24 protein-coding genes and 1 tRNA gene are annotated in these 25,209 nt (G+C 57.4%); 17 read left to right on the plus strand and 8 right to left on the minus strand.

The features are described from left to right. The first annotated feature begins 52 nt into the window (after window positions 1-52). The 6 genes from BMZ32_RS18950 to BMZ32_RS18975 all read left to right on the plus strand — a co-directional run bounded on the left by BMZ32_RS18950 (window position 53) and on the right by BMZ32_RS18975 (window position 6,421). Window positions 53-1,549, plus strand: a complete 1,497-nt coding sequence (locus BMZ32_RS18950) for a CoA-acylating methylmalonate-semialdehyde dehydrogenase (protein WP_090244994.1) — start codon at window positions 53-55, stop codon at window positions 1,547-1,549. 71 nt (window positions 1,550-1,620) lie between these two features. Continuing rightward, the gene (locus tag BMZ32_RS18955) at window positions 1,621-2,787 is read left to right on the plus strand and encodes an isobutyryl-CoA dehydrogenase (protein ID WP_090244997.1); all 1,167 of its coding nucleotides are present in this window, start codon (window positions 1,621-1,623) and stop codon (window positions 2,785-2,787) included. A 65-nt stretch (window positions 2,788-2,852) separates the two neighbouring features. After that, complete coding sequence (locus tag BMZ32_RS18960; protein WP_090244999.1) at window positions 2,853-3,671, plus strand: enoyl-CoA hydratase; 819 nt, start codon at window positions 2,853-2,855, stop codon at window positions 3,669-3,671. A 139-nt stretch (window positions 3,672-3,810) separates the two neighbouring features. Continuing rightward, the gene (locus BMZ32_RS18965) at window positions 3,811-4,914 is read left to right on the plus strand and encodes an enoyl-CoA hydratase/isomerase family protein (protein WP_090245002.1); all 1,104 of its coding nucleotides are present in this window, start codon (window positions 3,811-3,813) and stop codon (window positions 4,912-4,914) included. A 178-nt stretch (window positions 4,915-5,092) separates the two neighbouring features. Beyond that, window positions 5,093-5,986 carry a 3-hydroxyisobutyrate dehydrogenase gene (mmsB, locus tag BMZ32_RS18970; RefSeq protein ID WP_090245004.1) on the plus strand — a complete coding sequence of 298 codons (894 nt, stop codon included), beginning with the start codon at window positions 5,093-5,095 and terminating at the stop codon, window positions 5,984-5,986. 96 nt (window positions 5,987-6,082) lie between these two features. Continuing rightward, entirely contained in the window at window positions 6,083-6,421 is a 339-nt protein-coding gene (locus tag BMZ32_RS18975; protein ID WP_090245007.1) for a tryptophan synthase subunit beta, read from the plus strand. 185 nt (window positions 6,422-6,606) lie between these two features. Here BMZ32_RS18975 and BMZ32_RS18980 read toward each other — a convergent pair whose 3' ends face one another. Next, the gene (locus BMZ32_RS18980) at window positions 6,607-7,047 is read right to left on the minus strand and encodes a hypothetical protein (RefSeq protein WP_090245010.1); all 441 of its coding nucleotides are present in this window, start codon (window positions 7,045-7,047) and stop codon (window positions 6,607-6,609) included. 707 nt (window positions 7,048-7,754) lie between these two features. Between BMZ32_RS18980 and BMZ32_RS18985 the strand changes: the two genes are divergently transcribed. The 6 genes from BMZ32_RS18985 (at window position 7,755) to BMZ32_RS19010 (ending at window position 12,795) form a co-directional block, all read left to right on the plus strand. Next, window positions 7,755-8,213 (plus strand): hypothetical protein, encoded by a 459-nt coding sequence (locus BMZ32_RS18985; RefSeq protein WP_139213975.1) that lies wholly within the window; start codon window positions 7,755-7,757, stop codon window positions 8,211-8,213. Between the two features lies 1 nt (window position 8,214). Further along, entirely contained in the window at window positions 8,215-8,805 is a 591-nt protein-coding gene (locus BMZ32_RS18990) for a hypothetical protein (protein WP_090245015.1), read from the plus strand. A 42-nt stretch (window positions 8,806-8,847) separates the two neighbouring features. Beyond that, on the plus strand, window positions 8,848-9,846 hold the full coding sequence (locus BMZ32_RS18995) for a hypothetical protein (RefSeq protein ID WP_090245017.1): 999 nt from the start codon (window positions 8,848-8,850) through the stop codon (window positions 9,844-9,846). Between the two features lie 77 nt (window positions 9,847-9,923). Then, the gene (locus tag BMZ32_RS19000) at window positions 9,924-10,625 is read left to right on the plus strand and encodes a C39 family peptidase (RefSeq protein WP_090245020.1); all 702 of its coding nucleotides are present in this window, start codon (window positions 9,924-9,926) and stop codon (window positions 10,623-10,625) included. Window positions 10,626-10,665: 40 nt separating this feature from the next. After that, window positions 10,666-11,394 carry a hypothetical protein gene (locus BMZ32_RS19005; RefSeq protein ID WP_090245021.1) on the plus strand — a complete coding sequence of 243 codons (729 nt, stop codon included), beginning with the start codon at window positions 10,666-10,668 and terminating at the stop codon, window positions 11,392-11,394. A gap of 138 nt (window positions 11,395-11,532) precedes the next feature. Then, complete coding sequence (locus BMZ32_RS19010; RefSeq protein ID WP_425272888.1) at window positions 11,533-12,795, plus strand: transporter family protein; 1,263 nt, start codon at window positions 11,533-11,535, stop codon at window positions 12,793-12,795. A gap of 18 nt (window positions 12,796-12,813) precedes the next feature. Here BMZ32_RS19010 and BMZ32_RS19015 read toward each other — a convergent pair whose 3' ends face one another. Beyond that, window positions 12,814-14,151, minus strand: coding sequence for a sigma-54 dependent transcriptional regulator (locus BMZ32_RS19015; RefSeq protein WP_090245025.1), 1,338 nt, complete (start codon window positions 14,149-14,151; stop codon window positions 12,814-12,816). Between the two features lie 337 nt (window positions 14,152-14,488). Here BMZ32_RS19015 and BMZ32_RS19020 point away from each other — a divergent pair, with 337 nt between their 5' ends. The 5 genes from BMZ32_RS19020 to BMZ32_RS19040 all read left to right on the plus strand — a co-directional run bounded on the left by BMZ32_RS19020 (window position 14,489) and on the right by BMZ32_RS19040 (window position 18,310). Then, window positions 14,489-15,964 (plus strand): sensor domain-containing diguanylate cyclase, encoded by a 1,476-nt coding sequence (locus BMZ32_RS19020; RefSeq protein WP_090245028.1) that lies wholly within the window; start codon window positions 14,489-14,491, stop codon window positions 15,962-15,964. Further along, window positions 15,957-16,172 (plus strand): cysteine-rich CWC family protein, encoded by a 216-nt coding sequence (locus BMZ32_RS19025; RefSeq protein WP_090245031.1) that lies wholly within the window; start codon window positions 15,957-15,959, stop codon window positions 16,170-16,172. Before BMZ32_RS19020 ends, BMZ32_RS19025 begins: the two co-directional genes overlap by 8 nt. 2 nt (window positions 16,173-16,174) lie before the next feature. Further along, a complete protein-coding gene (locus BMZ32_RS19030) occupies window positions 16,175-16,867 on the plus strand; it encodes a pseudouridine synthase (protein WP_090245033.1) in 693 nt (230 codons plus the stop codon). A 388-nt stretch (window positions 16,868-17,255) separates the two neighbouring features. Further along, window positions 17,256-18,140: an alpha/beta fold hydrolase gene (locus tag BMZ32_RS19035; RefSeq protein ID WP_090245036.1), complete on the plus strand. Its 885-nt coding sequence runs from the start codon at window positions 17,256-17,258 to the stop codon at window positions 18,138-18,140. A gap of 96 nt (window positions 18,141-18,236) precedes the next feature. Continuing rightward, a tRNA-Gly gene (locus BMZ32_RS19040) sits at window positions 18,237-18,310 on the plus strand. A 47-nt stretch (window positions 18,311-18,357) separates the two neighbouring features. Here the strand turns inward: BMZ32_RS19040 and BMZ32_RS19045 are convergent. The 6 genes from BMZ32_RS19045 to BMZ32_RS19070 form a co-directional block, all read right to left on the minus strand. After that, the gene (locus tag BMZ32_RS19045; protein ID WP_090245038.1) at window positions 18,358-19,371 is read right to left on the minus strand and encodes a phage integrase; all 1,014 of its coding nucleotides are present in this window, start codon (window positions 19,369-19,371) and stop codon (window positions 18,358-18,360) included. Beyond that, window positions 19,371-20,654 (minus strand): hypothetical protein, encoded by a 1,284-nt coding sequence (locus BMZ32_RS19050; RefSeq protein ID WP_090245042.1) that lies wholly within the window; start codon window positions 20,652-20,654, stop codon window positions 19,371-19,373. Before BMZ32_RS19050 ends, BMZ32_RS19045 begins: the two co-directional genes overlap by 1 nt. A gap of 64 nt (window positions 20,655-20,718) precedes the next feature. Continuing rightward, entirely contained in the window at window positions 20,719-22,074 is a 1,356-nt protein-coding gene (locus BMZ32_RS19055; protein WP_090245046.1) for a type II secretion system protein GspD, read from the minus strand. A 4-nt stretch (window positions 22,075-22,078) separates the two neighbouring features. After that, window positions 22,079-23,176 carry a zonular occludens toxin domain-containing protein gene (locus tag BMZ32_RS19060; RefSeq protein WP_090245049.1) on the minus strand — a complete coding sequence of 366 codons (1,098 nt, stop codon included), beginning with the start codon at window positions 23,174-23,176 and terminating at the stop codon, window positions 22,079-22,081. A 9-nt stretch (window positions 23,177-23,185) separates the two neighbouring features. Continuing rightward, on the minus strand, window positions 23,186-23,557 hold the full coding sequence (locus tag BMZ32_RS19065; protein ID WP_090245050.1) for a hypothetical protein: 372 nt from the start codon (window positions 23,555-23,557) through the stop codon (window positions 23,186-23,188). Continuing rightward, a complete protein-coding gene (locus BMZ32_RS19070; RefSeq protein ID WP_139213976.1) occupies window positions 23,557-25,077 on the minus strand; it encodes an SH3 domain-containing protein in 1,521 nt (506 codons plus the stop codon). Before BMZ32_RS19070 ends, BMZ32_RS19065 begins: the two co-directional genes overlap by 1 nt. Window positions 25,078-25,209 lie beyond the last annotated feature (132 nt).

Here is a 25,209-nt window from a genome sequence, read left to right on the forward strand (position 1 = left end):
TAACAGGGATAAAACAACAATCGAGTCCAACAGAGACTCATCCGGAGGAGCGATGGCCAAGGCAATCCCACAGTTGATAGACGGTGAATGGCGCGAAAGTCGCGCCCGCGAATTTATCGAAGTCACCGACCCGGCGACGCAGGACGTTCTGGCGCTGGTGCCCAAGGCCACGGCCGAAGAAATCGAAGCGGCGATTGCCAGTGCCAAGGCCGCCTTCCTCACCTGGCGTGAAGTGCCCGTCTCGGATCGCGCACGGGTGATGCTGCGCTACCAGCACCTGCTTAAAGAACATCACGACGAGCTGGCGGAAATTCTCGCCGGCGAAACCGGCAAAACCCTGGCCGACGCCAAGGGCGATGTCTGGCGCGGCATCGAGGTGGTCGAGCAGGCCTGCAACATCGCCAGCCTGATGATGGGCGAAACCATGGAAAACGTGGCGCGCGACATCGACACCTCAAGCTGGATTCAGCCGCTGGGCGTGTGCGTGGGCGTTACCCCGTTCAACTTCCCGGCGATGATTCCGCTGTGGATGTTCCCGCTGGCTATTGCCGCCGGTAATGCCTTTATTCTCAAGCCATCCGAACAGGACCCGCTGACGCCTAATCGTCTGGCCGAGCTGTTTATCGAAGCCGGCGCGCCCAAAGGCGTGTTGCAGGTGCTGCACGGCGCGCGCGAGGTGGTCGACAGCCTGCTGACTCACCCGGATATCCGCGCTATTTCTTTCGTCGGCTCGGTGCCGGTCGGCCAACACATCTACCGCACCGGCACCGCGCACTTGAAGCGCGTACAGGCGTTTGCCGGGGCGAAGAACCACATGGTGATCATGCCCGACGCCAATAAGCAGCAGGTACTGAGCAACCTGGTCGGCGCCAGCTGCGGTGCAGCCGGGCAACGCTGCATGGCGATCAGCGTGGCGGTGTTTGTTGGCGAGTCGAAGCAATGGATCGACGAGTTGCAAGCACAAATGGCCGATCTGCAACCCGGCTACTGGACCGATGGCCACGCGGCGTTCGGCCCGTTGATCAGCCAGCAAGCCAAACAACGGGTGATTCGCCTGATTGCCGAGGGCAAAGCCGAGGGCGCCGAATGCCTGCTCGATGGCTCGCATTGCGCGGTTGAGGGTTACCCCAACGGCAACTGGGTCGGCCCTACCCTGTTTCGCGGCGTGACTACAAAGATGAGCTTGTACCGCGAAGAAATCTTCGGCCCGGTGCTGGTGTGCATGGAGGTCGACAGCCTGGAACAGGCCATTGAACTAGTCAACGCCAGCCCTTATGGCAACGGCACCTCGATCTTTACCCGCTCCGGCGGCGCTGCGCGGCATTATCAGCATGCGGTTGAGGTCGGCCAGGTCGGCATCAATGTGCCAGTGCCGGTACCCCTGCCGTTCTTCTCCTTTACCGGCTGGAAGGGTTCGTTTTACGGTGACCTGCATGCCTATGGTAAACAGGGCGTGCGCTTTTTTACCGAAACCAAGACGGTCACCAGCCGCTGGTTTGATGAAGATGCCTTGGTCAGCAGCGCCAACATGACCATTCAACTTAAATAAGATCACCCCCGAGCAGGTCACGAGCCGGCCCGGCTAGTTATTCGGGATGACCATTCCCGTAAGGATCAGTAATGGATTTTGAACTAAGCGAAGAGCAACGCCTGTTGGTTGATAGCGCGCGCCAATTTGCCAGCCGTGAGCTAGCACCGCATGCCGCCGACTGGGACCGCGACCACCACTTCCCGGTTGATGTGATCAAGCAGGCCGCCGAGCAAGGCTACCTGGCGTTGTATATCAACGAAGACGACGGCGGCCTCGGTCTGTCACGGCTATCGGCCTCGTTGATTTTCGAGCAACTGTCGGCCGGCTGCATCGCCACCACGGCGTTTCTGACCATCCACAACATGGCCGCGTGGATGCTCGCCTCCTTCGCCGATCAGGCGCTGAAAGACGCCTGGCTACCAAGACTGGTCAGCGGTGAACTGCTCGCTTCCTACTGCCTCACCGAACCAGACGCCGGCTCCGACGCCGCGCACCTGCGCACCCGCGCCCGACGCGATGGCGACGATTATGTAATCGACGGCAGCAAATGCTTTATCTCCGGCGCAGGCTCAACCGATGTGTTGATCGTGATGGCGCGGACCGGCGAAGACAGCGGCGCCAAGGGCGTTTCCTGCTTCCTGGTGCCAGCCGACGCCGAGGGCGTGAAGTACGGCCGTAACGAACTGAAGATGGGCTGGCGCGCGCAACCCACCCGCACCATCACCTTTGAAGGGGTGCGTATTCCAGCAGGCAATCGCATCGGCCCGGAAGGCCAGGGTTTCGTCTATGCGATGAAGGGCCTGGATGGCGGCCGCATCAATATCGCCAGCTGCTCGCTGGGCGCGGCGCAAGCGGCGCTTGAGCAATCACTGCGCTATGTCGAGGAGCGCAAACAGTTCGGCAAGCCGCTCAGCGACTTCCAATCCCTGCAATTCAAGCTGGCCGACATGCTCACTGACCTGACCGCCAGCAGGCAGATGGTGCGCCTGGCCGCGCATAAACTCGACCACGGCCACAGCGAAGCCAGCCTGTATTGCGCCATGGCCAAGCGCTTTGCCACCGACCACTGTTTCACCCTGTGCAACGAGGCGCTGCAACTGCATGGCGGCTACGGTTATCTAAACGACTACCCGTTGGAGCGCTGGGTGCGCGACAGCCGCGTACACCAGATTCTCGAAGGCACCAACGAAATCATGCGGGTGATCATCGCCCGCCGTCTGCTTGACCAAGGCGGCATGCTTGATCGCCTTTTATAGAGCCTGAATCCTTTACCCGCAGGTGGCAGTAATCCGCGCCTGCATCAGCCTACATGAGGACACCCATGAGCCACGCCATCGAACCCTATAACCCTGGTGTATTCGACCTGACTCACAAGATCACCGTGGAAAAACACGGCCACACGGCACTGATCACCCTCAACAACCCGCCCGCCAACACCTGGGACCGCGATTCGCTGATTGGTCTCAAGCAGCTGATTGAGCATCTCAACCGCGACGATGATATTTATGCGCTGGTGATTACCGGCCAAGGCGGCAAGTTCTTCAGCGCCGGCGCCGACCTCAAATTATTTGCCGATGGCGACAAGGCCCGCGCGCGCGAAATGGCCCGGCGCTTCGGTGAGGCCTTCGAAGCGCTGCGCGATTTTCGCGGGGTGTCGATTGCCGCACTGAACGGCTATGCCATGGGCGGTGGCCTAGAGTGCGCCCTGGCCTGCGACATCCGTATCGCCGAACGTCAGGCACAAATGGCCCTGCCGGAAGCCTCGGTAGGCCTGCTGCCCTGCGCAGGCGGTACGCAAAACCTGGCCTGGCTGATCGGTGAAGGCTGGGCTAAGCGGATGATTCTCTGCGGCGAGCGCCTCGACGCGGAAACTGCCCTGCGCATTGGTTTGGTTGAGCAAGTGGTCGACAGCGGTGAAGCCCGCGGCCATGCCCTGCTGCTGGCCGCCAAGGTCGCGCGGCAAAGCCCGGTGGCCGTGCGCACCATCAAGCCACTGATCCAGGGCGCACGCGAGCGCAGCCCGAACACCTGGCTGAGTGAGGAGCGGGAGCGCTTTGTCGACCTGTTCGACGCCGATGACACCCGTGAAGGGGTCAACGCCTTTCTGGAAAAACGCGACCCGCAGTGGCGCAATAAATGATCCGCCGACTGATGGAAAACCCTGCGCGGTTTTCCACGCAGGCAACGCAAATCCGTAGGGTGGATGTCGTTTTTAACATCCACCATGGCCTCACTCGGTGGATGGATAAAACGTCATCCACCCTACGCTGGAAACACAGATGAACGTGCAATTCGAAGAGCGCCCGGCCCAACACGGCATGCGCATTGGCATCGCCAGCCTGGATGCCGAAAAGAGCCTAAATGCCCTGTCGCTGCCGATGATCGAAGCGCTGGATGCCAAGCTCAAAACCTGGGCCGAAGACCCGAGCATTGCCTGTGTACTGTTGCGAGGCAATGGTCCCAAGGCCTTCTGCGCCGGCGGCGACGTGGTGCAGTTGGCGCAACAATGCCGCGAGCATCCCGGTGAAATACCACCCTTGGCGCGGCGCTTTTTTGCCGACGAATACCGCCTCGACCACCGCATCCACACCTACCCAAAACCGTTTATCTGCTGGGCTCACGGCCATGTGCTGGGTGGGGGCATGGGCCTGATGCAAGGTGCCGGCATTCGCATCGTCACTCCAGGCAGCCGTTTGGGCATGCCTGAAGTGAACATCGGCCTGTACCCGGATGTAGGCGGTAGCTGGTTCCTCGCGCGCCTGCCCGGCAAGCTCGGCCTGTTCCTCGGCCTGACCGCCAGTAGCATCAACGCCACGGACGCACTGCAGCTGGACCTGGCCGACCGCGTGCTGCTCGACAACCAACAGGCCGACCTGCTCGATGGCCTGGCACAACTCAACTGGCAGGAGCAGAGCGAACAACAATTGCATAGCCTACTCAAGGCACTGGAAAACCAGGCCCTGCCTGAGTTACCCGAAGCCCAATGGCTGCCCCGCAGGGCACGCATCGATGCACTGCTCGATACGGCAGATCTGCCCCACACCTGGCACGCTATCAGTGCCCTGCAAGACGATAGCGACGCGCTGCTGGCCCGCGCCGGCAAAACCCTGGCCGGCGGCTGCCCGCTGACCGGGCATCTAGTGTGGGAACAGATCAAGCGCGCCAAACAACTGTCTCTGGCCGAAGTATTCCGCATGGAATACGCCATAAGTCTGAACTGCTGCCGTCACCCGGAATTCCCCGAAGGCGTGCGCGCGCGCCTGATCGACAAGGACCACGCGCCACAGTGGCACTGGCCGGATGTGGCAAACATCCCCGACGCAGTGATCGACGCGCACTTCACGCCGGCCTGGGAAGGCGAACACCCATTGGCGAATCTGTAGGGTGGATGGCGCTTTTTTCATCCACCGATAAGACCGCAGCTGGTGGATGGGTGAAGCGTCATCCACCCTACACGGCTGTAAGCCACCTCCGGGAAGGAGCTGACCATGACCGCGATACCCTTTCGCAAGCATGGCCAGCTTCTAAAAAAGAAATATTTAGCGCGACAGGAGCTTAACAATGACCCAGATCGCATTTATCGGCCTCGGCCATATGGGCCTGCCCATGGCGCGTAACCTGCTCAAGGCCGGCTTCAACCTCAGCGTCTTCGACCTGGTGCAGGCAGCTATGGACGAACTAGCCAAGGATGGCGCCCAGGTCGCCAGCAGCGCACTGGATGCCGTGCAAGGTGCCAGTGTGGTGGTCAGCATGCTGCCCGCCAGTCGTCATGTCGAAGGCCTGTACCTGGGTGATAACGGCCTACTGGCCATGCTCAAGCCTGGGTGTCTCGTGCTGGAGTGCTCGACCATCGCTCCCGAGGTCGCACGCAAGGTGCACAAGGCAGCGCACGAACATGGTATCGAACTGCTCGATGCACCGGTCTCCGGCGGCACCGCCGGTGCAGCAGCCGGCACCCTGACCTTTATGATTGGCGGCGCGGCAGCAACCCTAGAAAAAGCCCGTTCGCTGTTCGAGGTCATGGGCAAGAACATCTTCCACGCCGGCCCCGATGGAGCCGGGCAAGTGGCCAAGGTGTGCAACAACCAGGTATTGGCCGTACAGATGATCGCCACCGCCGAAGCCATGGCAATGGGCGTGGCCAACGGCCTGGAGCCGGCGGTGCTGGCCGAGATCATGCGCCAGAGTTCAGGCGGTAACTGGACCTTGGAGAAGTACAACCCTTGGCCCGGGGTCATGGAAAACGCCCCGGCATCCAAAGGCTACAGCGGCGGCTTTATGGCCGAACTGATGACTAAAGACCTCGGTCTTGCGCAAGAAGCCGCCCAAGCCAGCGGCAGCAGCACGCCGATGGGAGCACTGGCGTTACAGCTGTATCGCCTACTGCTCAAGCAAGGCAAGGGCAAGCAGGACTTCTCGGTGGTGCAGCAACTGTTTATCGAAGATATTGCGTAATAACTGCGCGGCTCGCCAACAGCGGCTTGCAATAACCCCGCTACCATTACTTAGCGGGGGTATTGACTGAGTACACCCCAACACGAGGAGTCAACAATGCTTTACGTGAAGCGGGATACCTGGGGCAATCTGCAACAAGTTGAAGCAGCGCCTTTCGAAGGTATGGATGGCGAATTACAGGCTGACAGCCATGAGGCTCAAGCTTGGTATGCCAATCAGATAGCCGAAAGCAGCCTGCTTAAACTGGAACAGAGCGACCTGGACATGATCCGGGTGCTGGAAGATTTGATCACCGTGCTAATCCGCAAGGGTGTGGTGCGCATTACCGATCTGCCGGAAGCGGCGCAGAGCAAGTTGGTCGGCCGGAGCAAGGCGCGGGATGCACTAGGCGGCTTGCATCGGTTGATTAATGACGATGAGTCAGAACTGATCTGACTCGGGCCAACAGCACAAGACCTTTACTGTTTCAACGCAACAAAAGCGCGCAGCAAAGCCCGCATTTATAGAGATAGTGGCTGCTAGCGCTAAGGTCTTAGCTCAGCAAATAGTGGCCCCACGCGCCGTTATTGCTCTTAGCGCGCAGTGCCTGAAACGCCCTTTCCTCTCCAGCCGTTCGACGATCAGCGCTGCTGATCCCAGCCACGCCGCTCATCCCGGCGATGGTCTTCATCACGCTGCGCATCGTAACGCTGTTGGCGTGACTGTTGATGGCCGCGCGAATAGTCGTGATCACGATTGCCATCCCAGCCAGCACGCGGTTGTGTTACGCGGTAATCATGGCGTTTCTGATACCTACGCGCCTGGTAATCGCGTGGCTGCGGGGCCGGTGCGTAATAACGCGGCGGTTGACGATGATCATCATAGCGGCGTCCGTCATGGCGGTGGGTCTGGTAGCGCCGCGGCTGCGGAACCACATACACCGGATAGCGCTGCACTTGGTAATAGGTGTTCGAATGCCCTCGATCATAACGGTGATTACCATAACCACTGCCGCCACCGTAGACCGCACAACTGCTTAGAGACATAAGCAACAACGCCAAGAGCATAGTTTTATAGGGCATGGCGGCCTCCCTCGACCGCAGGTACAGCAACGACCGTTGTCGCCACCAAGGATTACTCCCGAAAGATCTGACAGCGACACAGGCGCTTTAGTGCGCTGACGGACAGCAAGTATCCGACCGATTGCTCGCTACTGATTGATCGAGTTGATGACCCAAGCAAGCCTCAGCTCAGTCGGCACATGTTGATTTGCGCTCCGCATGACATGAGCGGCTCAAACCCAGCGTCTCAATGACCGCTTTAGTCCCGCCTCATGCCCATAAGTACCTCTACACAGAGAGTGGGCATGCACTGGCTCAGACTCAGCGGCCATCCCCTGAAAACCCATCCAGCGTTACAGAGTAATCATCAGCACGTTCAAATTATTTGAGCACACCAGAAACCTCGCAAAGTCAGGCATACCCGATGCTCAGGACATTACAGCGACTGCACGTTACCCGGCAGCCCAGCTGACACTTCAGCCTGCACCTGTTTCAGCACTGTTACACATTGCGACGCCCGCCAAGCAGGCTGCACCCGCGCAGTCATACAACTCTATGTTTTAAAGGCGTTTTTACTTGAAGCCCAAATCTCACGCGCTTTACACATGCGCGATAAAGCAGGTCTGGATAGTTACTATCTAATTGATATTAAAAGAAATTAATTTAGTGGCATGTTCTCTGCGTTGTCTATCGCCATGGATACAGCGCTTCACAGAGGGAACATAACCATGAACAAGCAGTTCAGCAGCATCACATCCACAGGGTTGCTGGGCACCACACTGATGGTGGTGTTACTGAACAATCCGGTGTACGCAGATAACGGCTTAATAATCCTCACTCGTGAGGTTCAACCACGAGCCGCCACCCGAACAGAACTAGTACCCGATCCCAATCCGCTAACTGTCCAGGCCAGCGGGCCACGCAATGCTGGCACCGAGCTTAGTGACAACGACTTTGCCCATATCAACACCGGCCTGTCGGTATCCAACAGCGCACTGACAAGACAAACCAATAGCCTTTCATCGTCAAACAGCATGACGCAGTCAGGCGGTAATGGTGTGCCTGGGCTTGGTACCGCCATCGGAGGCAACGCCACCGGGAGCACAGCAGGTGGTCTCAGCGGGCGGGTCAACGGCGCCATACAAACGGGTTTGCGCCCCCTGCAAAAAATGAGCTTAGGACAATGACATGCGCCAGCTAACGCTCTTTCTCGCAAGCGCCCTGTGCAGCCAATTATTGCTGGCCGAGCCGGCCATGCACGCCACTGCCAGCCTCGATCAAAGCGGCCAAAACCATCAGGGCGTACTGATGATTAATCAGGCTGCCGGCGATGACCAGCAGCAGGCCAACGCCCGCGCCCTAGCCATTGGCAGCGGTGCTAATGCGCAAGCCACAGCAGCAATCAACGTGCGACAGAGCACTGACAACTTAGCGACCAACCCAGCTGGGATCATTGCCAGCGCCAGCATCGGCGGCAACTCATTTGCCAACAGCCGCGGTGTTGTAGGTATCAATCAGGGCGCCGGTAGCAGCAACCAACAGATCAATGCCATGCGGATCGCCAGTGGTCTTCCGCAGGGGTTGGATGACAGTGCTCTGGCGCAACAAAGCGTCAGACCGTCAAGTATCTCAGGTGCAACAGAGCCGCTAAGCGGAGAGCGCATTGTCTCGATAGACGACAGCGCTTTTAGCAACAGCCGTGGCGTGGTCCAGTTGAACCAGAGCGCCGGAGTAGGCAATCGCAGCATCAATAGCCTCGGCATACGGATCACGGAATGACTCCGCGTATCCGCCAACACAACCGCGAATGGAGAAACAAAAATGAAAGCTCAATTCATGCTCAAGCCACTGGCATTTGCATTGGCTGCCGTTCTGTCCGCAGGCGTCTATGCCGACCAGAGTGGTGATCGCAACAGAGGCCCTCAAAATGGCGGCAACGCCAGCATTGTTGATAGCCAGAACAACCATAACAACCTGGTGCGTAATGAAGGCACCGTGAACGACGCAAGTGTTGACGGCTCACTCGGCAACGCTTCAGGTAATGTCGGCGTCAACGTGGCAGCCGGCGACAACAACCAGCAAGCTAACGCTGGGGCCATTGCCGTGGCAGATGCGTACATGGTCTTCGGTGCAGCCGCCAGCGCCAATATCGATGTGGATCAAACCGCGCGTAACAATACGCTGCGCAATTTCAGCGTGCCTAATACCGCGTCGCTGAGCAATTCGGCTAACGGGGCCAGCGGTAACGTAGGCATCAACATCGCCGCCGGCAACTATAACCAGCAGAAAAATGACATGGCCATTGGCGTATCAGAAACCGCTTATGCAGCGAATGCCGGCGTGAATGTGAGCCAGGTGTCCAATGGTAACGTCACCAATAACAATGCCACCTTGGACTACGGCTCAGTGGCTGTGAGCCTCAGCATGAATAATGTTGGCGGCTCCTATAGCGGGCAGTCTGACCAAATTGGCAACGTCTATCCGGATATCTGGACTGGCGACGCTCACCCGGCTGGCAGTCCAGACGGCCACTTTGACTTGGATACCGCCACTCAGGGTGGTTCTGACTTAAATGATGATGGCGGCGCCCTGGCCTTTAACGAGGCAGGCACACTCAGCCTGGAGGGCTCGGCCAGCGGATTTATTCCGGTTGTTGCCGGCTTCAATACCGCCGTGGTTAACACCGCCAGCCTGACTAACTCGTTGAACGGTGCCAGCGGCAACGTTGGCGTCAACGTTGCCGCCGGTGGCGGCAACCAGCAGAGCAACTCGCTGGCTGTGGCAGTCGGTTGTACTGCTTGCGCGTCTAGCGGCGAATAAGTAACGGGTAGCGCGGGGTGCCAGCAAGGGCCCTGCGCTTTTTGGCAGGCGTTTCAATAACCGGAGTGTTGCAACCCATGTTCCGTTTTGCACCCGCCCTTATGCTCTGCTCTGCCCTCTGCAGTTTTTACCTGCAGCCGGCTACAGCCGCCCAGAATATGCCGCTCGCGGTATTACCAGGCGGTGGCATGGTGTTCAAACCGGTGCAAAGCATACGTGAGCGACGCTTCAGTGATTTAGTGGAACAAAAAACCGATTTCAGCTGCGGAGCAGCCTCCGTAGCGACCATTCTCAACCAGGCCTATGGCTGGGATTTGAGTGAAGAACAGGTCATCCACGGCATGCTCGCAGTGGCCGACGAAGAGCAAGTGCGCAGCAAGGGCTTCTCCATGCTGGACATGAAGAACTACGCCACCAGTTTGGGCATGCGTGCCCGCGGCTACCGCATCGACAGTAGCCAACTCAACAGTGTCAGCATCCCGGTGATCGTGCTGATTGAGGTTCGCGGCTACAAACATTTCGTGGTGATGCAGCGCACAGCCGATGATTCGGTGTACGTCGGTGACCCGGTGCTCGGCCACAAGAAAATGACCATGGCCGAGTTCACCAAGGGCTGGAACGGCATTGTCTTTGCGCTGATTGGCCCCGGCTATGACCGCAACAATCCATTGCTTGACCCACCTGAGCCATTGACCGCCAGGAACCGTTTACCCGGCTACAAACTGGTCAACGATGCCGAACTCATGGAGTTCGGATTCATTCAGAGTGATTTTTTCTAGCACACAGTGCACGCGGGCAAGAAGCCCTCGGGAGCCTGCAATGAAACTCAAAATATGGATGCTTACCAGCCTGCTGTTACCGGCAATACCGGTTAGCGCATCGAATCTGTTTCAACCTATCGAAATCAGTGATGCCGAGATGGCCACTCTGCGCGGCCGCTACATTCTGCCCGAAGGCATCGTCAACTTTGGCGTAACCATGTCGACCTCATGGCGCAACAGCAGCGGCGCCACCATTGGTGCCCAGGTCAACCTGACGGTCAATAACCTGTCGGCCAATCTGAACGTCACCCCACTGTATGCAACAGGCACTGGCAACCTGCCCGGCCAAGGTCTGGGCCAAGTCATTGGCGGACAGGGGCTTAACAACGTTCAGGGTATAGCCCAGAGCGTGCGTACGGCAGGCGATTACAACAATGGCGAGAACTACGTTGACGTCAACATCACTCGCAGCTCAGGGCAGCCCATCGCGACGACGGGACAAAGCTGGGGCGGCAACCAGCAGTTCAGTAACGACGCCGGGGCCGTGCAGGTATCTACAGCCAATGGCGGCCTGCAGATGCAGTTGCAAGCCAATCAGGGCCAGGGGGGCGCCAGCCAGTCAATCGGACGTGGTGGTATCAATCAGCAGGCCAATATCGGCGGCACCTTGAACCAGGTGCGCAACCTCACCTCACTGACCGTAGCCATGCAAGAAAATCCGGCGGCGCAGCAGCGCGCCTACTGCAACTTGAGCCAGTTAGGCGTCATGCCGCGCGTAGGTTATTAAGGGTCTGACCTAGGCGGGATTTCAAACGCAGTACTTTTTTGCAGAAGCGGCATGCCCGCGCCTGCAAGGCCCTCTCTCAAGACAATGTTTAGGCGCAGCCTAGGAAGTGCGTCTAGGCTGGTCAAATAACAATCAAAAATGATAGGGAGTTACTCTATGCGCTTACCCGCTTACCTGTTGATATTGCCCATAGTTACTGCAATCAACATAGCCAATGCTGCCGAGGACAGCAGCGAAATAAGAGCCCTACGCTTAGAGATTGAAACCCTGCAGAAACGTTATGAGGCGCAGCAAAACGCACTGATGGTCCTTGAGCAACGTTTCCGCGCCGTCGAGGCGCGCGATCGGCAGCAAGCAGCCGCGCCGCAACGTAGCCTTGTCCAGTCTGGCCGCACCGTAGGCGGATCACCCTCGTCTTATGGCGCCTCGCTCAAGGATGATTCCAAGCCAGCAGAAAGCGTTGAAGACGTTTACCAGCAAGCCAGTGGCTTCTACGGTACTGGTGCGTTCAGCTTGGAAACCGGCCTCACCTACACCCACTACAACTCCAACCAACTGGCCCTTAACGGCTTTCTAGCGCTGGATGCGATCTTCCTCGGCAATATCAATATCGACGAAATCAACTCTGACAGTTACACCATGGATGTGACCGGACGCTACAACCGGGGGCGCTGGCAGTACAGCATGAGTGTGCCGGTCAACTACCGCGAGTCGACCTACTCCTCAGCGGGTGCTGGCGGCTCAACCGCCACCTTTAGCGAGCAGACCGTTACCGGCGACCCACGAATTGGTGACCTCACCTTTGGCGTGGCTTACAAATTCCTCGACGAGGCTGATGGCTTACCCGACGGCGTGCTCAGTGTTGACGTGCGCGCCCCCACCGGCAAAGACCCCTATGGCATCAAACTGGTAGAGACTTCAGGCAACGACAACCTGTTCGTACCCGAAGACCTGCCGACCGGCAATGGGGTGTGGGGCGTGACCACTGGCCTCTCGCTGGTCAAGACCTACGACCCGGCCATAGTCTTCGGCAATATCGGCTACACCTACAACCTTGAAGACAGCTTCGACGACATCAGCGCCCAACAGGGTGTGAAAGTGCCGGGCAAGGTGAAGTTGGGCAACACCATCAATTTCGGCTTAGGCGTGGCCTTCGCACTGAACGAGAAGATGAGCTTGGCCCTGTCTTTTTCTGAGCTGATCTCGCAGAAGAGCAAAATCAAACCTGACGGCGGTGATTGGCAATCGGTGGATAACAGCAATTACAACGCCGCCTACTTCAACGTCGGTATGACCTTCGCACCGACAGCCAATATGAGCATCGTGCCAAACCTGTCGATTGGCCTGACCCCCGATGCCCCAGACTTCAGCTTTAGTATCAAATTCCCCTACTACTTCTAGGTCCCTTACTCCCTAGGCTTACCCTGCCCCGCTTAACTGGTGCTTGTGCAACAGGCGGTACAGGGTAGGCCTGGAGATACCCAAGGCACGTGCCGCCTGGCTGAGGTTCTGTGAATGCTGCATGAGCGCATCACCAACGGCCTGGCGTTCGGCCCGCAGCTTGTAGTCTTCAAGGGTGCCCAGTAACGGTGGCCGCTTGATGACCCGCTCCAGGCCAATATCTTCGGCTTCGATCTGCTTGCCCTCCGCGATGACCAGCCCACGTCTGACCCTGTTAGCCAACTCACGCACATTACCGGGCCAATGGTGCGAGGCCATCGCCAGTAATGCCGCCTGACTGAAGCGCCGCGGGCGGCGACCCGCCTCCACACTGAACAGGCTGGCAAAGTGACTGGCCAGTTGCGGCACATCTTGTATGCGCTCGCGCAAAGGCGGTACATGCACCTGCAACACGTTCAGGCGGTAGTAGAGGTCTTCACGAAACGTACCTTTTGCAACAGCCTCTTCCAGGTTGATGTGGGTCGCAGCAATCACCCGCACATTGACCGAAATCGATTTAGATCCGCCCACCCGCTCAATGGTCATTTCCTGCAGAAAGCGCAGCAGGTTGGCTTGCATCTCCATTGGCAGGTCGCCGATCTCATCCAGAAATAGCGTGCCACCATCGGCGGACTCGATGCGTCCGATCTTGCGCTGGTGAGCGCCGGTAAAAGCGCCCTTCTCATGACCGAAGAGCTCCGACTGAATTAGGTTTTCAGGGATTGCACCGCAGTTAATTGCCACCGAAGGCCTTTCGACGCGCGCCGAGGTTCGGTGCAGGCTGCGGGCGACCAGTTCCTTGCCTGTACCACTTTCACCGCGGATCAGCACTGGCGAATCGGTCGACCCGAGTTTTTCCATAAGCTTGCGCAAACTACGAATCGACGCGCTTTCGCCCAGTAGCTCATGGCTCTCGTCAGCCAGGCATTTATCATTCTGCTCGCGCAAGTGCGCCATACCACAGGCCCGCCCCAAGGTGACGAGCAGCCGCTCCAGATCAACCGGCATCGTATGAAAATCAAAAAACCATTCACTGATGAAGTCGCACAACTTGGCCTTGGACATATCTTTGGCACTGACCAATGCCACCCATTCGGCAACATTACTGGCGATCACCGCCTTGATTTCGTCCAGACGAGGCAACAATCCAGAGTGAAAACAGAGCATGCCAACCTGACAAGGATGCAAACCTGCATCAACCAATGACCGCGACTCAACCAGCCAACCGGCTGCGCGCAAACGTGGAAATAGGCCTCGACACTCCTCGCACGGCTCGATAACCAGCAGCCGACGAGGTTCAATTTCAACTGGGTGCATGAGAGCCTCACTTAATAGTCAAAAAACCAGCCAGCACCTAGGCCGATACATTAAAAGTAGCAATAAATTGACACCCATGAAGAAACGATTGGTATTAAATACTCAGACGGCTATTGCCTTTACCTCCCTGCAGAGGCGAAAACTCACCTTCGCGGGCTATAAGCGGGCTGCCAGCACCGAGTTAACCTAGGAAGCGCTTTGTTCGTCAGCACTGGGAATATGATCAAGCGCAGCAAGCACCCTACCCGCGCCTAAATCAGCCAAAAGCGATGTTGTGGCAACAATGGCCGAGGCCGGGCGCTACAATGCGGTGAGTATTTAACCAGCAGAGCCTTACATGTCCGATTCATCTCCGCTGACCCGCCAATGGTCGTTGATTGTGCTGCTGCTGGCTCTGCTCGGCTGTGGCTTCCTCGCCACCTCATTGGCCAGCTATTACGCCGCCCTCGACTCGATTCGTGCAGGGATCATCAACACCGAGCTGCCGCTGACTTCGGATAACGTCTATTCGGAAATCCAGAAGGACCTGGTCAGGCCCATCCTGATTTCTTCGATGATGTCCCGCGATACCTTTATGCGCGATTGGGCACTCGACGGCGAGCAGGATGCCGAGCAGGTGGTCCGTTACCTGCGCGAAGTGCAAGAGCATTACGCCACGGTCACCAGCTTCTTCGTCTCCGCGAAAACCCACACCTACTACCAGGCCAAGGGCGTGCTCAAGCAGGTTAATGAAGCCGAGCCGCGTGATGACTGGTATTTCCGCGTACGCGATATGCAGACGCCTTACGAGATTAATGTGGACGTCGACTTGGCTAACGACGACCGCATGACCGTGTTTATCAACTACAAGGTGTTCGACTACGAGCAGCGATTTATCGGCGCAACCGGTGTTGGCCTGACCGTGGATGCCGTGGTCAAGCTGATCGACACCTACCAGCAGCGCTATAACCGCAGCGTGTACTTTGTCGACACCGAGGGCCTTCTGGTACTCACCGGCAACAGCGGTGGGCCAATGGGTGCGCGCGTCGGCCAATCGCTCAACGAAATTGCCGGCCTGGAGGAGCTGATGGTCAAGCTGCCCCAGCCGCAAAGCGGAGATTTCGAATACCAGGAACAGGGGCGCGGCCACTTCCTCAACGTGCGTTTTATCCCCGAGTTGAACTGGTACCTGTTCGTCGATACATATGAAAACGGCGCATTGGCCGGTATCCGCAAATCGCTGTACATAAACCTACTGATTTGCCTAGTGATCAGCGCCCTTATCATTACCCTGGTCAGCCTCGCGCTGCGTCGTTATCAGCGCCGTATCAGCGCCCTGGCCACCACCGACTTGCTCACCGAACTGCCTAACCGCCGAGGCTTTGACCTGCTCGCCAATCAAGCAGTGCAGGAAGCCCGACGTGCGCCCAGCCCCCTGTGTGCGCTAATGCTCGACCTGGACAACTTCAAACAACTCAACGACAGCCAGGGCCATATGGCCGGTGATGAAATGCTGCGCGGCTTTGCCAGCGACCTGCGCAATACCGTGCGCCAATCCGACATCATCTGCCGCTGGGGGGGTGAGGAATTCATCCTCCTGCTCAAAGACACTTCGCCTGAGCAAGCACGCGAACTGGGCGAGAAAATCCGCCAGCAAACCGAGCAAAACAGCATCCACTTCAACGGCGTGCAACTGCAGATCACCACCAGTATTGGCCTGGCGCAACTGCAGGCTGATGAATCGCTGGAGCAACTGATCGCCCGCGCCGACCGCGCGTTGTACCGAGCCAAGCAGAGCGGGCGCAACCGCCTGTGTGAAGAACCGCATGAGTGACGCACCGAGCCACTGCCCCTGCTGTGGCCAGCTCAACCAATGCCCACAGGCCACAAGCGCGTCACCCGTGACGCAGTGCTGGTGTTTTGCCGTAACCATTGATGCCCAGCAGCTGGCCAACCTGGCACCTCAACTGCGCAACAGCAGCTGCCTGTGCCCACGCTGCGCGCAGGGCCTGCCGCCTGATTCGCCGCCTGCAACCGACTAGCCATGCGCCTCGACCGCTTTATCAGCAACCTGCCCCAATTCAACCGCCAAGCCGCACGTCGGCTATTGGCCAGCGGGCAGCTACGGGTGGATGGCGCAGTGGTCAGCGATGGCCTGTGCGAAGTCAGCCAATTCAGCCGCATTGAGCTCAATAGCGAATTGCTGCAAGCCGGCAAAACCGCACGCTACTTTATGCTGCACAAACCGCCGGGCGTGGTCAGCGCCACCGCACACGATGAACACCGCACCGTACTTGACCTACTCGACGAGCCGGATAAAGCCGAGCTGCACCTGGCCGGCCGCCTGGATCTGAACACCAGCGGCCTGCTGCTCATCACCAACGATGGCCAATGGTCGCGTCGCCTGACCGAACCCAGCAGCCGATTGGGCAAGGTCTACCGGGTCGAAACCGAACAACCGATAACGCCTGAGTACATCGAAGTATTCGCCGGCGGCCTGTACTTCGCCTATGAAGACCTCACCACCCTGCCCGCCGAACTGCTCATCCTCAGCAGCCACAGCGCCCTGCTGACCCTGCACGAAGGCCGCTACCATCAGGTTAAGCGCATGTTTGGCCACTTCCAAAACAAGGTCATCGGCCTGCACCGCTTGAGCATGGGCGCCATCGAACTCGACCCACAGCTCGCCCCCGGCCAATACCGCGCACTCAGTGCCGCCGAAATCGCCCGTTGTTGAGCCTCCCGCCGCCTTCTTGTGCATACGACCAGTGGCAAAAGAAAAAACCAATAAAGACTTGTTAGTGCAACACACCGCTGTTTAAATCCAAGTACAAGGTCTTAACGTGACTGAATAGTCACAAGAGCCATCTAAACGTTCCATCGGTTGCTTGCGCGCTGCGCGAAATGGGTTCCTGCCTGGTCAAAGACACCGCTCCACACCTGTAAAAAGGGCCGTGGACGATGCTCTATTTCAGCCCTAACTGATTGAAAATAAACAATTTATAAAATCCTCCAGCCTGACATCTTGCTGTCACGTCCAGGCGCTTATCTGTCTGCCCTATATAGCTCGGCTTAACGCTGCTGCCGTTAGCCGTGACCACTTTTATGCGCCAGGAGGAAACGACATGAAGCCAGCCATTGCTGTCGTCGATATTCACAGGACGTTCAAGGTCCACACGGAGTTCTACGCCAACCCCAGCGCGCGCAAGACCATCATCCTGATCAACGGCTCACTGGCCACCACCGCCGCCTTTGCGCAAACCATCAAATACCTGCAACCGCAGTTCAACGTGGTGCTGTACGACCAGCCCTACGCCGGTCAATCCAAGCCGCACAACAGCCACACCCGGCCGATTAGCAAGGAAGATGAAGCGAGCATCCTGCTGGAACTGATCGAGCAGTTTCAGGCTGACTACCTGATGTCGTTTTCCTGGGGCGGCGTTGCCGCCATGCTCGCCCTGGCGCAGCGCCCAGCACGCATCGAAAAAGCCGTCATCACCTCCTTCTCACCCCTGCTCAACGAACCGATGCTCGATTACCTGGAAAAAGGCATGGTCTGCCTGCAGGCCACCGACGGCGAACAGGTCGGCCAGTTGGTCAACAGCACCATCGGTAAATACCTACCCTCGCTGTTCAAACGCTACAACCAGCGCCATATCAGCCGCCTCGACCGCCACGAATACCTGCAGATGTATGCACACATCAACCAGGTGGTGCACATGGACAACCACTGCCAGATGGAATGCCTGGCGGCCATCGACATCCCGCTGCTGTTTATCAATGGCGAACACGACGAATACACCGCCGCGCAGGATGTGCGCGTATTTGCCGAGTACCTGAGCGACTGCCAGTTCGTCACCATCAACAACGCTGGGCACTTTCTGGATATGGAACACAAAGGCGCATGGCTGCAAAGCCAAACCGCCCTGCTGAAATTCCTCCAAGCCCCGGCGCGCAGCAGCTCCAGCTTCCGTGCAGCGCCCAACCCGCAGCACGCGATCGCCGTATGAAACAGCGCCGCAAACCCAGGCCTGCCGCGCAAAGACACAGATAACCGCGCGGCAGGCTTCATTTCGGCCAAGACTTCCGGTATAAAGGCACCCGCTGCGGACGTCGTATAGTGGTAATACCCTAGCTTCCCAAGCTAGAGCTGTGGGTTCGATTCCCACCGTCCGCTCCAAATCGCAGAATCTAAAGCCCTGATTTCTAACAAGATTTCGGGGCTTTTTAGTTTCTGGGCTGAGGCAGTGTCGAAAAAGTGTCGACTATTGGGTTTAGCCGAAGAGCATCCTGCAGGTGATCCGGCGACAAGTGCGCATAGCGCATGGTCATGTTTACAGACGAGTGCCCAAGCACCTTTTGCAAGGTCAGGATGTTACCGCCAGAAATAACGAAGTGACTGGCAAAGGTGTGGCGAAGTACATGCGTGGCCTGCCCTGCAGGTAGCTTGATAGATGTTGACTCCAGAACACGGCTGAAATGACGCATACAGTTCGGGAACGGACCGTATTTTTTGAAGTAGTCGAGTAACGCCCGCTCCAGCGCCGGATGAACTGGAATGCTCCGAGTCCGCCGAGACTTGGTATTAGCAAAGGTCACAGCACCGTTCTTAACCCGCGAAGACACAAGCCCTTGAGCCTCACCCCAACGCGCACCGGTAGCGAGACAGACGCGAGCGATAAGCGCCAAGTGTTCACAGTTAGGGTAAGTGTCGAATGTCTGCAGCAGCTCGGTTACCTGGGCATGGGAAAGGAACGATAGCGGCCGTTCCTGCAGGCGTAGCGGTCGAACCTTGGCCAAGGGGTTCGGGTAATCAATATCGCCCAGGCGATGCAGCTCATTGAACAGTGATTTGAGGTAGCCAAGGCGGTTGTTCAGGGTTTTGCCGTGGATACCGTCTGCAAGGTGCTGACCACGAAGCTTGCAGAACTGATCAGCCGTGAACTTGATCGCTATAGGATCACCCAGCTCGCGCACCAGCTTTTCCAAAACCTGTTTGAGCCTCACCGAATCCGCCAGGGTGTGTCCGTGCAGATCGTAGTAACGCTGGGCCAGTTCAGAGAGTTTACGGCGATCTTTTGGCTTGGGTGCCCAATCCGGCGTTTCTATCACCTTGGCTCTGCAGGTGGCTTCAAAGCGTGATGCTTCGCCCTTAGTCTTGAAGGCTTTACGAAAGCGCTTGCCCTTGATCGGCTCTACATCGACTTTCCAGCGCCCGTCAGCAAGTTGCTCAATAGCCATTAGATAGCCCTACCCCAACGAACATGGCGTTCCTCAAGGATGCCTTTGATGTGCTTATACAGCCCGTCCTCATCCATGCCTTTGGCGGCATAGTGGTCGCGGATCACTGGCCAGCATTCCCAATCCTTGAGCCGATAAAATGCTTTTCTAGCGCCCACTCGCTCCCGTGCCAGCAGGCTTACGAAGTTTCCCAGGAAGAGTTCCACGTTCTTGCCGGAGAAGCCCCGCGAGGTCTTGTATTGCCGTTTGTACTCAGTGGTATCAACCAGGGAATCAACAGGAAGGTCTACGCGCACGTCATCACGAATGAGTGTCCAGATAGGCTCAAAGTAGCCAGGGCGAGCCAGTAGCTTGAATTGGCGCAAGCCATAGCGCCAAAGGCCGTCTAGATGCGGTGCAAAGGCTGCATAGCTGTTGCTGTCGATGGCTTGGCCGGTGTGCAGATCCACAGAGCCACAAGCAAACTGCTGGATAACAGAATGGTGGTAGCGCAGCTCTACACGCCATACAGGTTGCTCAGGATCGTAATTGTCTGGGTCTTGGTCGTCGAAGCTGTCGCGGCGCTTCCACACACCTTCCCAGTAGTCGAGCTTGTCAGTGGCGCGGGCCTGTAGGGTCTTGTTGTAGATGCCTAGCTGAACGCTACCAGCCGAGCCGAACAGGAAAGATTGCCCCTTGCCGTAGGTCGCAGACTCCAACGTCCATTGAATTTCCTTAATGCCGGAAATGTCGCGGGCAGCACGTGAGCGGCAGTGCATGCGGGCAACCAGATCATCCGGAGGCGTCCAGCCCTGGAGGTCTAGCGCGAGGTGAACAGCACACTGGTTGCGCTCAACATGAGTCAGAACGTGTTCTGCGTAGTAGTCCATGTGTTCCTGCAGGCGCTCAGGTGACAGGCTGTCGATTGCATGGGGTGACACTTCGATTTTCAGGTGAGGCCCAATGTTGTCTTGCTTGGCGTTGAAGTTCTTCACCAGCAGGATGATTCCCAGGTCAGCGTTTTGCAGCTTGTACTGGTAGCCAGAGTCTTTGCCTACACGACCGGCATGCCAGCGCTGACCCGCGAAATTAACCAGGGTCCCCGGCTTGTCGAACAGACACATGATTTCCGGGCGGATCAGCCCACGGTAAAGCTGGCGAACGGTATCAACGCCACAATGAAGAATGCGAACGCCTGAAAGATCGGTGAGAGTGAAATTGCCAGGGTCGACAAACAAACGACCAAGCTTGTCATCCTCTGCCGTCAGAGCATTTAAACGTTGGTGATCTTTTACCGTTGCCATTGCTTTACCTATTGCTGAGTAATGCGGAAGTTATTGTCTTGTTATCTGACGTGCTACAGGGACGTCACCGGGCGCTCTCGGCGCGCCCGGCGAGGTCTCCCGCTGCGCGCAAACCCTCGCCGGGCCGCCAGAGCGACAAATCCACCCAGGGCTTCATGTCATCAGGCACGACCACAGAGTCCCCCAGGCGATGAATACGGGCGGTCAGCAGGACAACGAGGTTGGTGGTGCGCACCCGCTCTGACTCCGAACGGAAGATCCGCCCGAGGTAAGGGATATCGCCCAGGATCGGTATGGCGGCGACGGACTTGTCGTTTTGCTGTGAGCGCAGGCCACCCAACAACACGCCCTGGCCATCCTTGAGCTGCACCCGCGTTAATACCCGCCGCGTGTTGGTGATGATGTCGGCGGCGGTCTTGTCATCCGAAACGCTGGAGGCGGACTGGTTGACCTGCAATTCAATGGCATCGGCTGGGGTGATAAAGGGCGTGACCTCAAGGGAAACCCCGACATCCTGGCGCACGATGGTTTGAAAGGGATCTGAGGCCGGCGTTGAGCCGCTGGTGGTTTGGCCGGTTATAAACGGGACGTTCTGGCCGACGACGATGGAGGCGGCTTCTCGGTTGAGGGTGAGCAGCTGAGGCGTGGACAGAAGCCGGCTGCTACCGCTGGTTTTGATAGCCTGGAGGAAGGCCGAAATAGTCGGGCCTGAAAAGGTCAGGCTAAACCCGAGGTCTGATTTATCACTGCCTCGCAACGATGCCCCGGCAAGGTCGAGGCGCTCGGTTTGGCCGGTGATGTTGAGGCCGAGCGCGGTGAAGTCATCATCGGACAGCTCAGCAATCACGGCGGTGATTTCCACTTGCCGGCGTGGCCGGTCGATTTCCGCGATGACTTGGCGGATGGCTTCCAGCTGCTTGGCGGTGGCGGTCACGATGATGGCGTTTGAAGTCGGTGACGGCGTGACCATGACCTGGTTGGGCGTGGAGTCTTGGTTGTCGGTGCGTGAAGTGAGCACATCACGCACCGACTGTTCGGCAAAATCGGCCTGCAGGTGCTGCAGCTGGAAAACCTCAGTGACCAGTTCCGGGGACTGGGGGATCTGCTGCGCGCTGATGCGGATGGTGGTCGGCGTGGATGAGAAGTGAAAACCCGAGGACTGCACGGCGCTTTCAAGCAGCTGCTCTAGCTCTTTATCGCTGCTGTAGGTGGCGAAGATGGAGACCGGCGCCGAGCGAATATCCGACCCCACCACCACCGACTTGTTGAGCTGGACAGCTGACCACTCAACGAAGTCTTGCAGGGTGGCGTCATACAGCTCAACACGCTCAGTCGACTGCGCAGGCGGAGCCATCATCAGGAACAGGCTAATCAAGGTAATGACGTAGAGGCAAAACCAGTTGTGCACACGTGTGGTCATGGGGTCACCTGTAGACAGAGAGGTAGTCAGCATCACGCACCAAGAGCGCTTCTCTTGGGCCGCGATCCTTGACGGTGATGTTGCGAACGAGCAGATCCTCGGTGCTAATCCGGGCACCGGATTTATCAACGAAGACATACACAACCGTGCCGGCTAAACGGCCATAAGAGGCGATGCGCAGCTCACTGAACTCATCAGCCAGTGGCGTGCTGGAAAGCACCTGTACGGGTGTGGGTTGAGCGGCATCGGCAACGGGCTGGTTGACCAGGGCAATGGCCATAAGCCCCGGCAGCGAAATACAGAGCGCGATAAAGCCGCCGAGGAAGAAGGCGTTAATCACCCGTGTTCGGCGGAAAAATATTTTGCTGGTTCGCATAAAGAAACCCATGGTGCGAGGGGATGGCGGAAGCAGCCGACGCCAATAGCCGGGCGGCAACATGGAGTACGAACCCTTGTCGTAGTCCTTGTTGTATTCCTGGGTGGTGTCGTAAAAGCTGTAAAACTCTTTGCCCTGGTAAAACCAGTCTTCAACCTTGGGCGAGTTGAATTTGGCCCCGTACTTCACAACGGCTTGGTGCATCTTGGGCAGGTTGCCCTTCCACATGCCGAGGGTGAGCAAGCGCCCTGGAATGCGCAGGAAGAACGGGATCTTGAGCTTGTCCCAGCGGTTGATATAAACCACATGCTCAGCGATGGATTCGCGGATTTGCTTGTCGATCACGTTGACGTTTTGCACGCACAACCACAGATCCCAGCGGCGCTTACGCAAGAACAGAAAGAACTTGAGCAGGTCGGTGCGGCCACCTTGGTTCCAGTCGCGGGAGTTGAGCCAAACCCCAGCCTCATCCAGAAAGATGCCGCCGAATTTTTCCTCATCGTAGGTATCGTGGCCGAACTCTAAGCCGATCAGATCCGCAGCAGACGGCAGATCCGGCAGGCGAATCAGGCGCGAGTATTTGTTGTCGCGCTTGCACAGCTTGTCCATTTTCACATCGACGTTAACGGCCACACGCCGACCGGCTTTTAAGTAGTCGAGGATCTTTAAGATCAGCAGCAGGGTTTTGCCAGCACCCAGTTTGCCGGTGACGATGTAAACAGCCATGGGCATTCCTTAGGTGTGAATGAACTTCTCAGTGAGGCGGTGCACCCACATAAAGATGAGTGACTTGAGGCGGGCAAAGATCAGCAAGGAAATGCACATGCTGAGGTTGGATGGCAGCAACATGCGGCCAATCAGCACCCACTCAGGCAAGGTCTCTTCGACCAAGCGGCCAACGGTGGCATCAATGGCCTCAGCAAAGACTTTGATGGCCAGAAACAGGGCCGCAACGATCAGAAAGAACAGCCCGACCTTTCTGAAAAAATTGCTGACCATCAAAAAGAATGGCGCAATCAGCGGCGTAATAAAGCCAACCACCCACTTGGTCAGCCCTTTAAAGAAGTTGGGGAATAGCTTTTTCAGAAAGCCAATAATCCAATTCATCAGAATCCACCCTTATCTGCTTTGGCGTTTTCGAGGCGCAACGTGCTGTAGGCAATGCGCCACAAGCCGATGAGGGTTACCAGGTAGATAACCCACTCCAGTAACGGCTTGATCCGTGTGAGTTCGCAGACATCCATTTTCAGGTCGGCGGAGTAGCGATCCAGCCTTAACGGAACAGAGACCACGGCGCAGTTCTGAGCCTTGGGAATAACCCTTTCAATGAGGTGGATGACGCCAAAGGCCGCCGAGTTTTCGGCAAAAGGCCCCACTTCGGGATTAGTAACCAGGTCAGAGATATCCAACAAAGATTGCTCATCAGCGCCATCACGCTCGGCTTGGGCATCGCCCATAGCACTGCCAAAGGCATCAGCTAAGCCTTGGCCAGCCTCACCCGCCTCATCACCAATACCGTCACCTTCGCCTGAGCCAGAACCGTCGTAGTCATCACCGAGTAAGGAGTCTTTGAGGTCACCGAGTGCGCCGAGAATGTCGCCAAGCAGCGAGTTGCCTTCGTCGAGTTTGTCGCCCAGCTTGTCGCCAAGGCCTTCCAGGGCTTCATTGGTCGCGCCTTCGTCAGAGCCTTGCGGGTTGGAGTCGCTGCTATCGGATGGGCGCGGATCGTTGGTGTCATCACCATCGGCGTTGCCGCCGTTTTTCGGGTGATCAGAGGATGATTCGGGGATGACCTTGGTGGGGTCTTTCGGATCAAAGCAGGTGAGTTTTCCGTTGAAGTTGCCACAGTTGCGATTGGGCTTATCCGCACCAGGGCACTGGTAGGTGCCATTGAAATAGCCGCAACCGGGCTCTTCCTGAAAACAGCCCTCTTTGCCATTGATGGAGCCGCAGCCTTCTTCTTGCGGTTTGTGGCAAATCGTTATGTCGCCATTGGTCACGCACTGCTCGTCGGCGGGCGGTACATCAGGATCGCGAGGCGTTGTGCAGCTTTCACCTGTGCACGGCTCGCTGCCTTGGCCGGCTTCCTGGCCCGAGCCGTAAAAGGAGCCGGAGCAGATGTATTTGCCGGTGGCAATATCGGTGATGCAGTTCTTCTTGCCGCCTGCAGTAAACAAGCAGCCATCAACATCGATTTGGTCTTCACAGATGTTGGTTTTTAATTTGGGGTCAAAGGTGCAGGTTTGCGCCTTGATGACTTCCTTGCCAGAAGTGGCGGAGCAGTCTTTAGGTATTCTGCATTCGCCAGTTTCAGGGTTGTAAACGCCTGAGCAGGAATCACCATTTCGGACGATAGGTATATAGTCGGAGTAATGACCATTTGCATAAATAGTACATTCAAATCTCGTTTCATTAGTTTTAGAAACAGAGCTCGACATAGATTGGCCAGGTAGAACCTGACCACGTTTCTCAGCAGCAGTTTGACAGGCTTGTGAGGGCGAGCCGAACCTTTGGCCTATAATATATTCCGCATTCGAATACCAATAATAATCCTCCGCCAAAACAAATTGCCCCCACCCCATAAGGGTGAGAGCAAGTAGCAGCCGAAGGCCAATAGTCGCGCGCATCTATCAGCCCCCGAATTGCCGTTAAGCCCCAGCAGCGCTGAACACGCGACCGGCGATCTTGAACAGGGCAACGCCACCACGGATGACGCCGAACAGAATGGCACCAGCCGCCATCAGGGTGGCGAACGCCGA

The sequence above is a fragment of the Pseudomonas guineae genome, assembly GCF_900113745.1.
In the GTDB taxonomy this organism is placed as follows: domain Bacteria; phylum Pseudomonadota; class Gammaproteobacteria; order Pseudomonadales; family Pseudomonadaceae; genus Aquipseudomonas; species Aquipseudomonas guineae.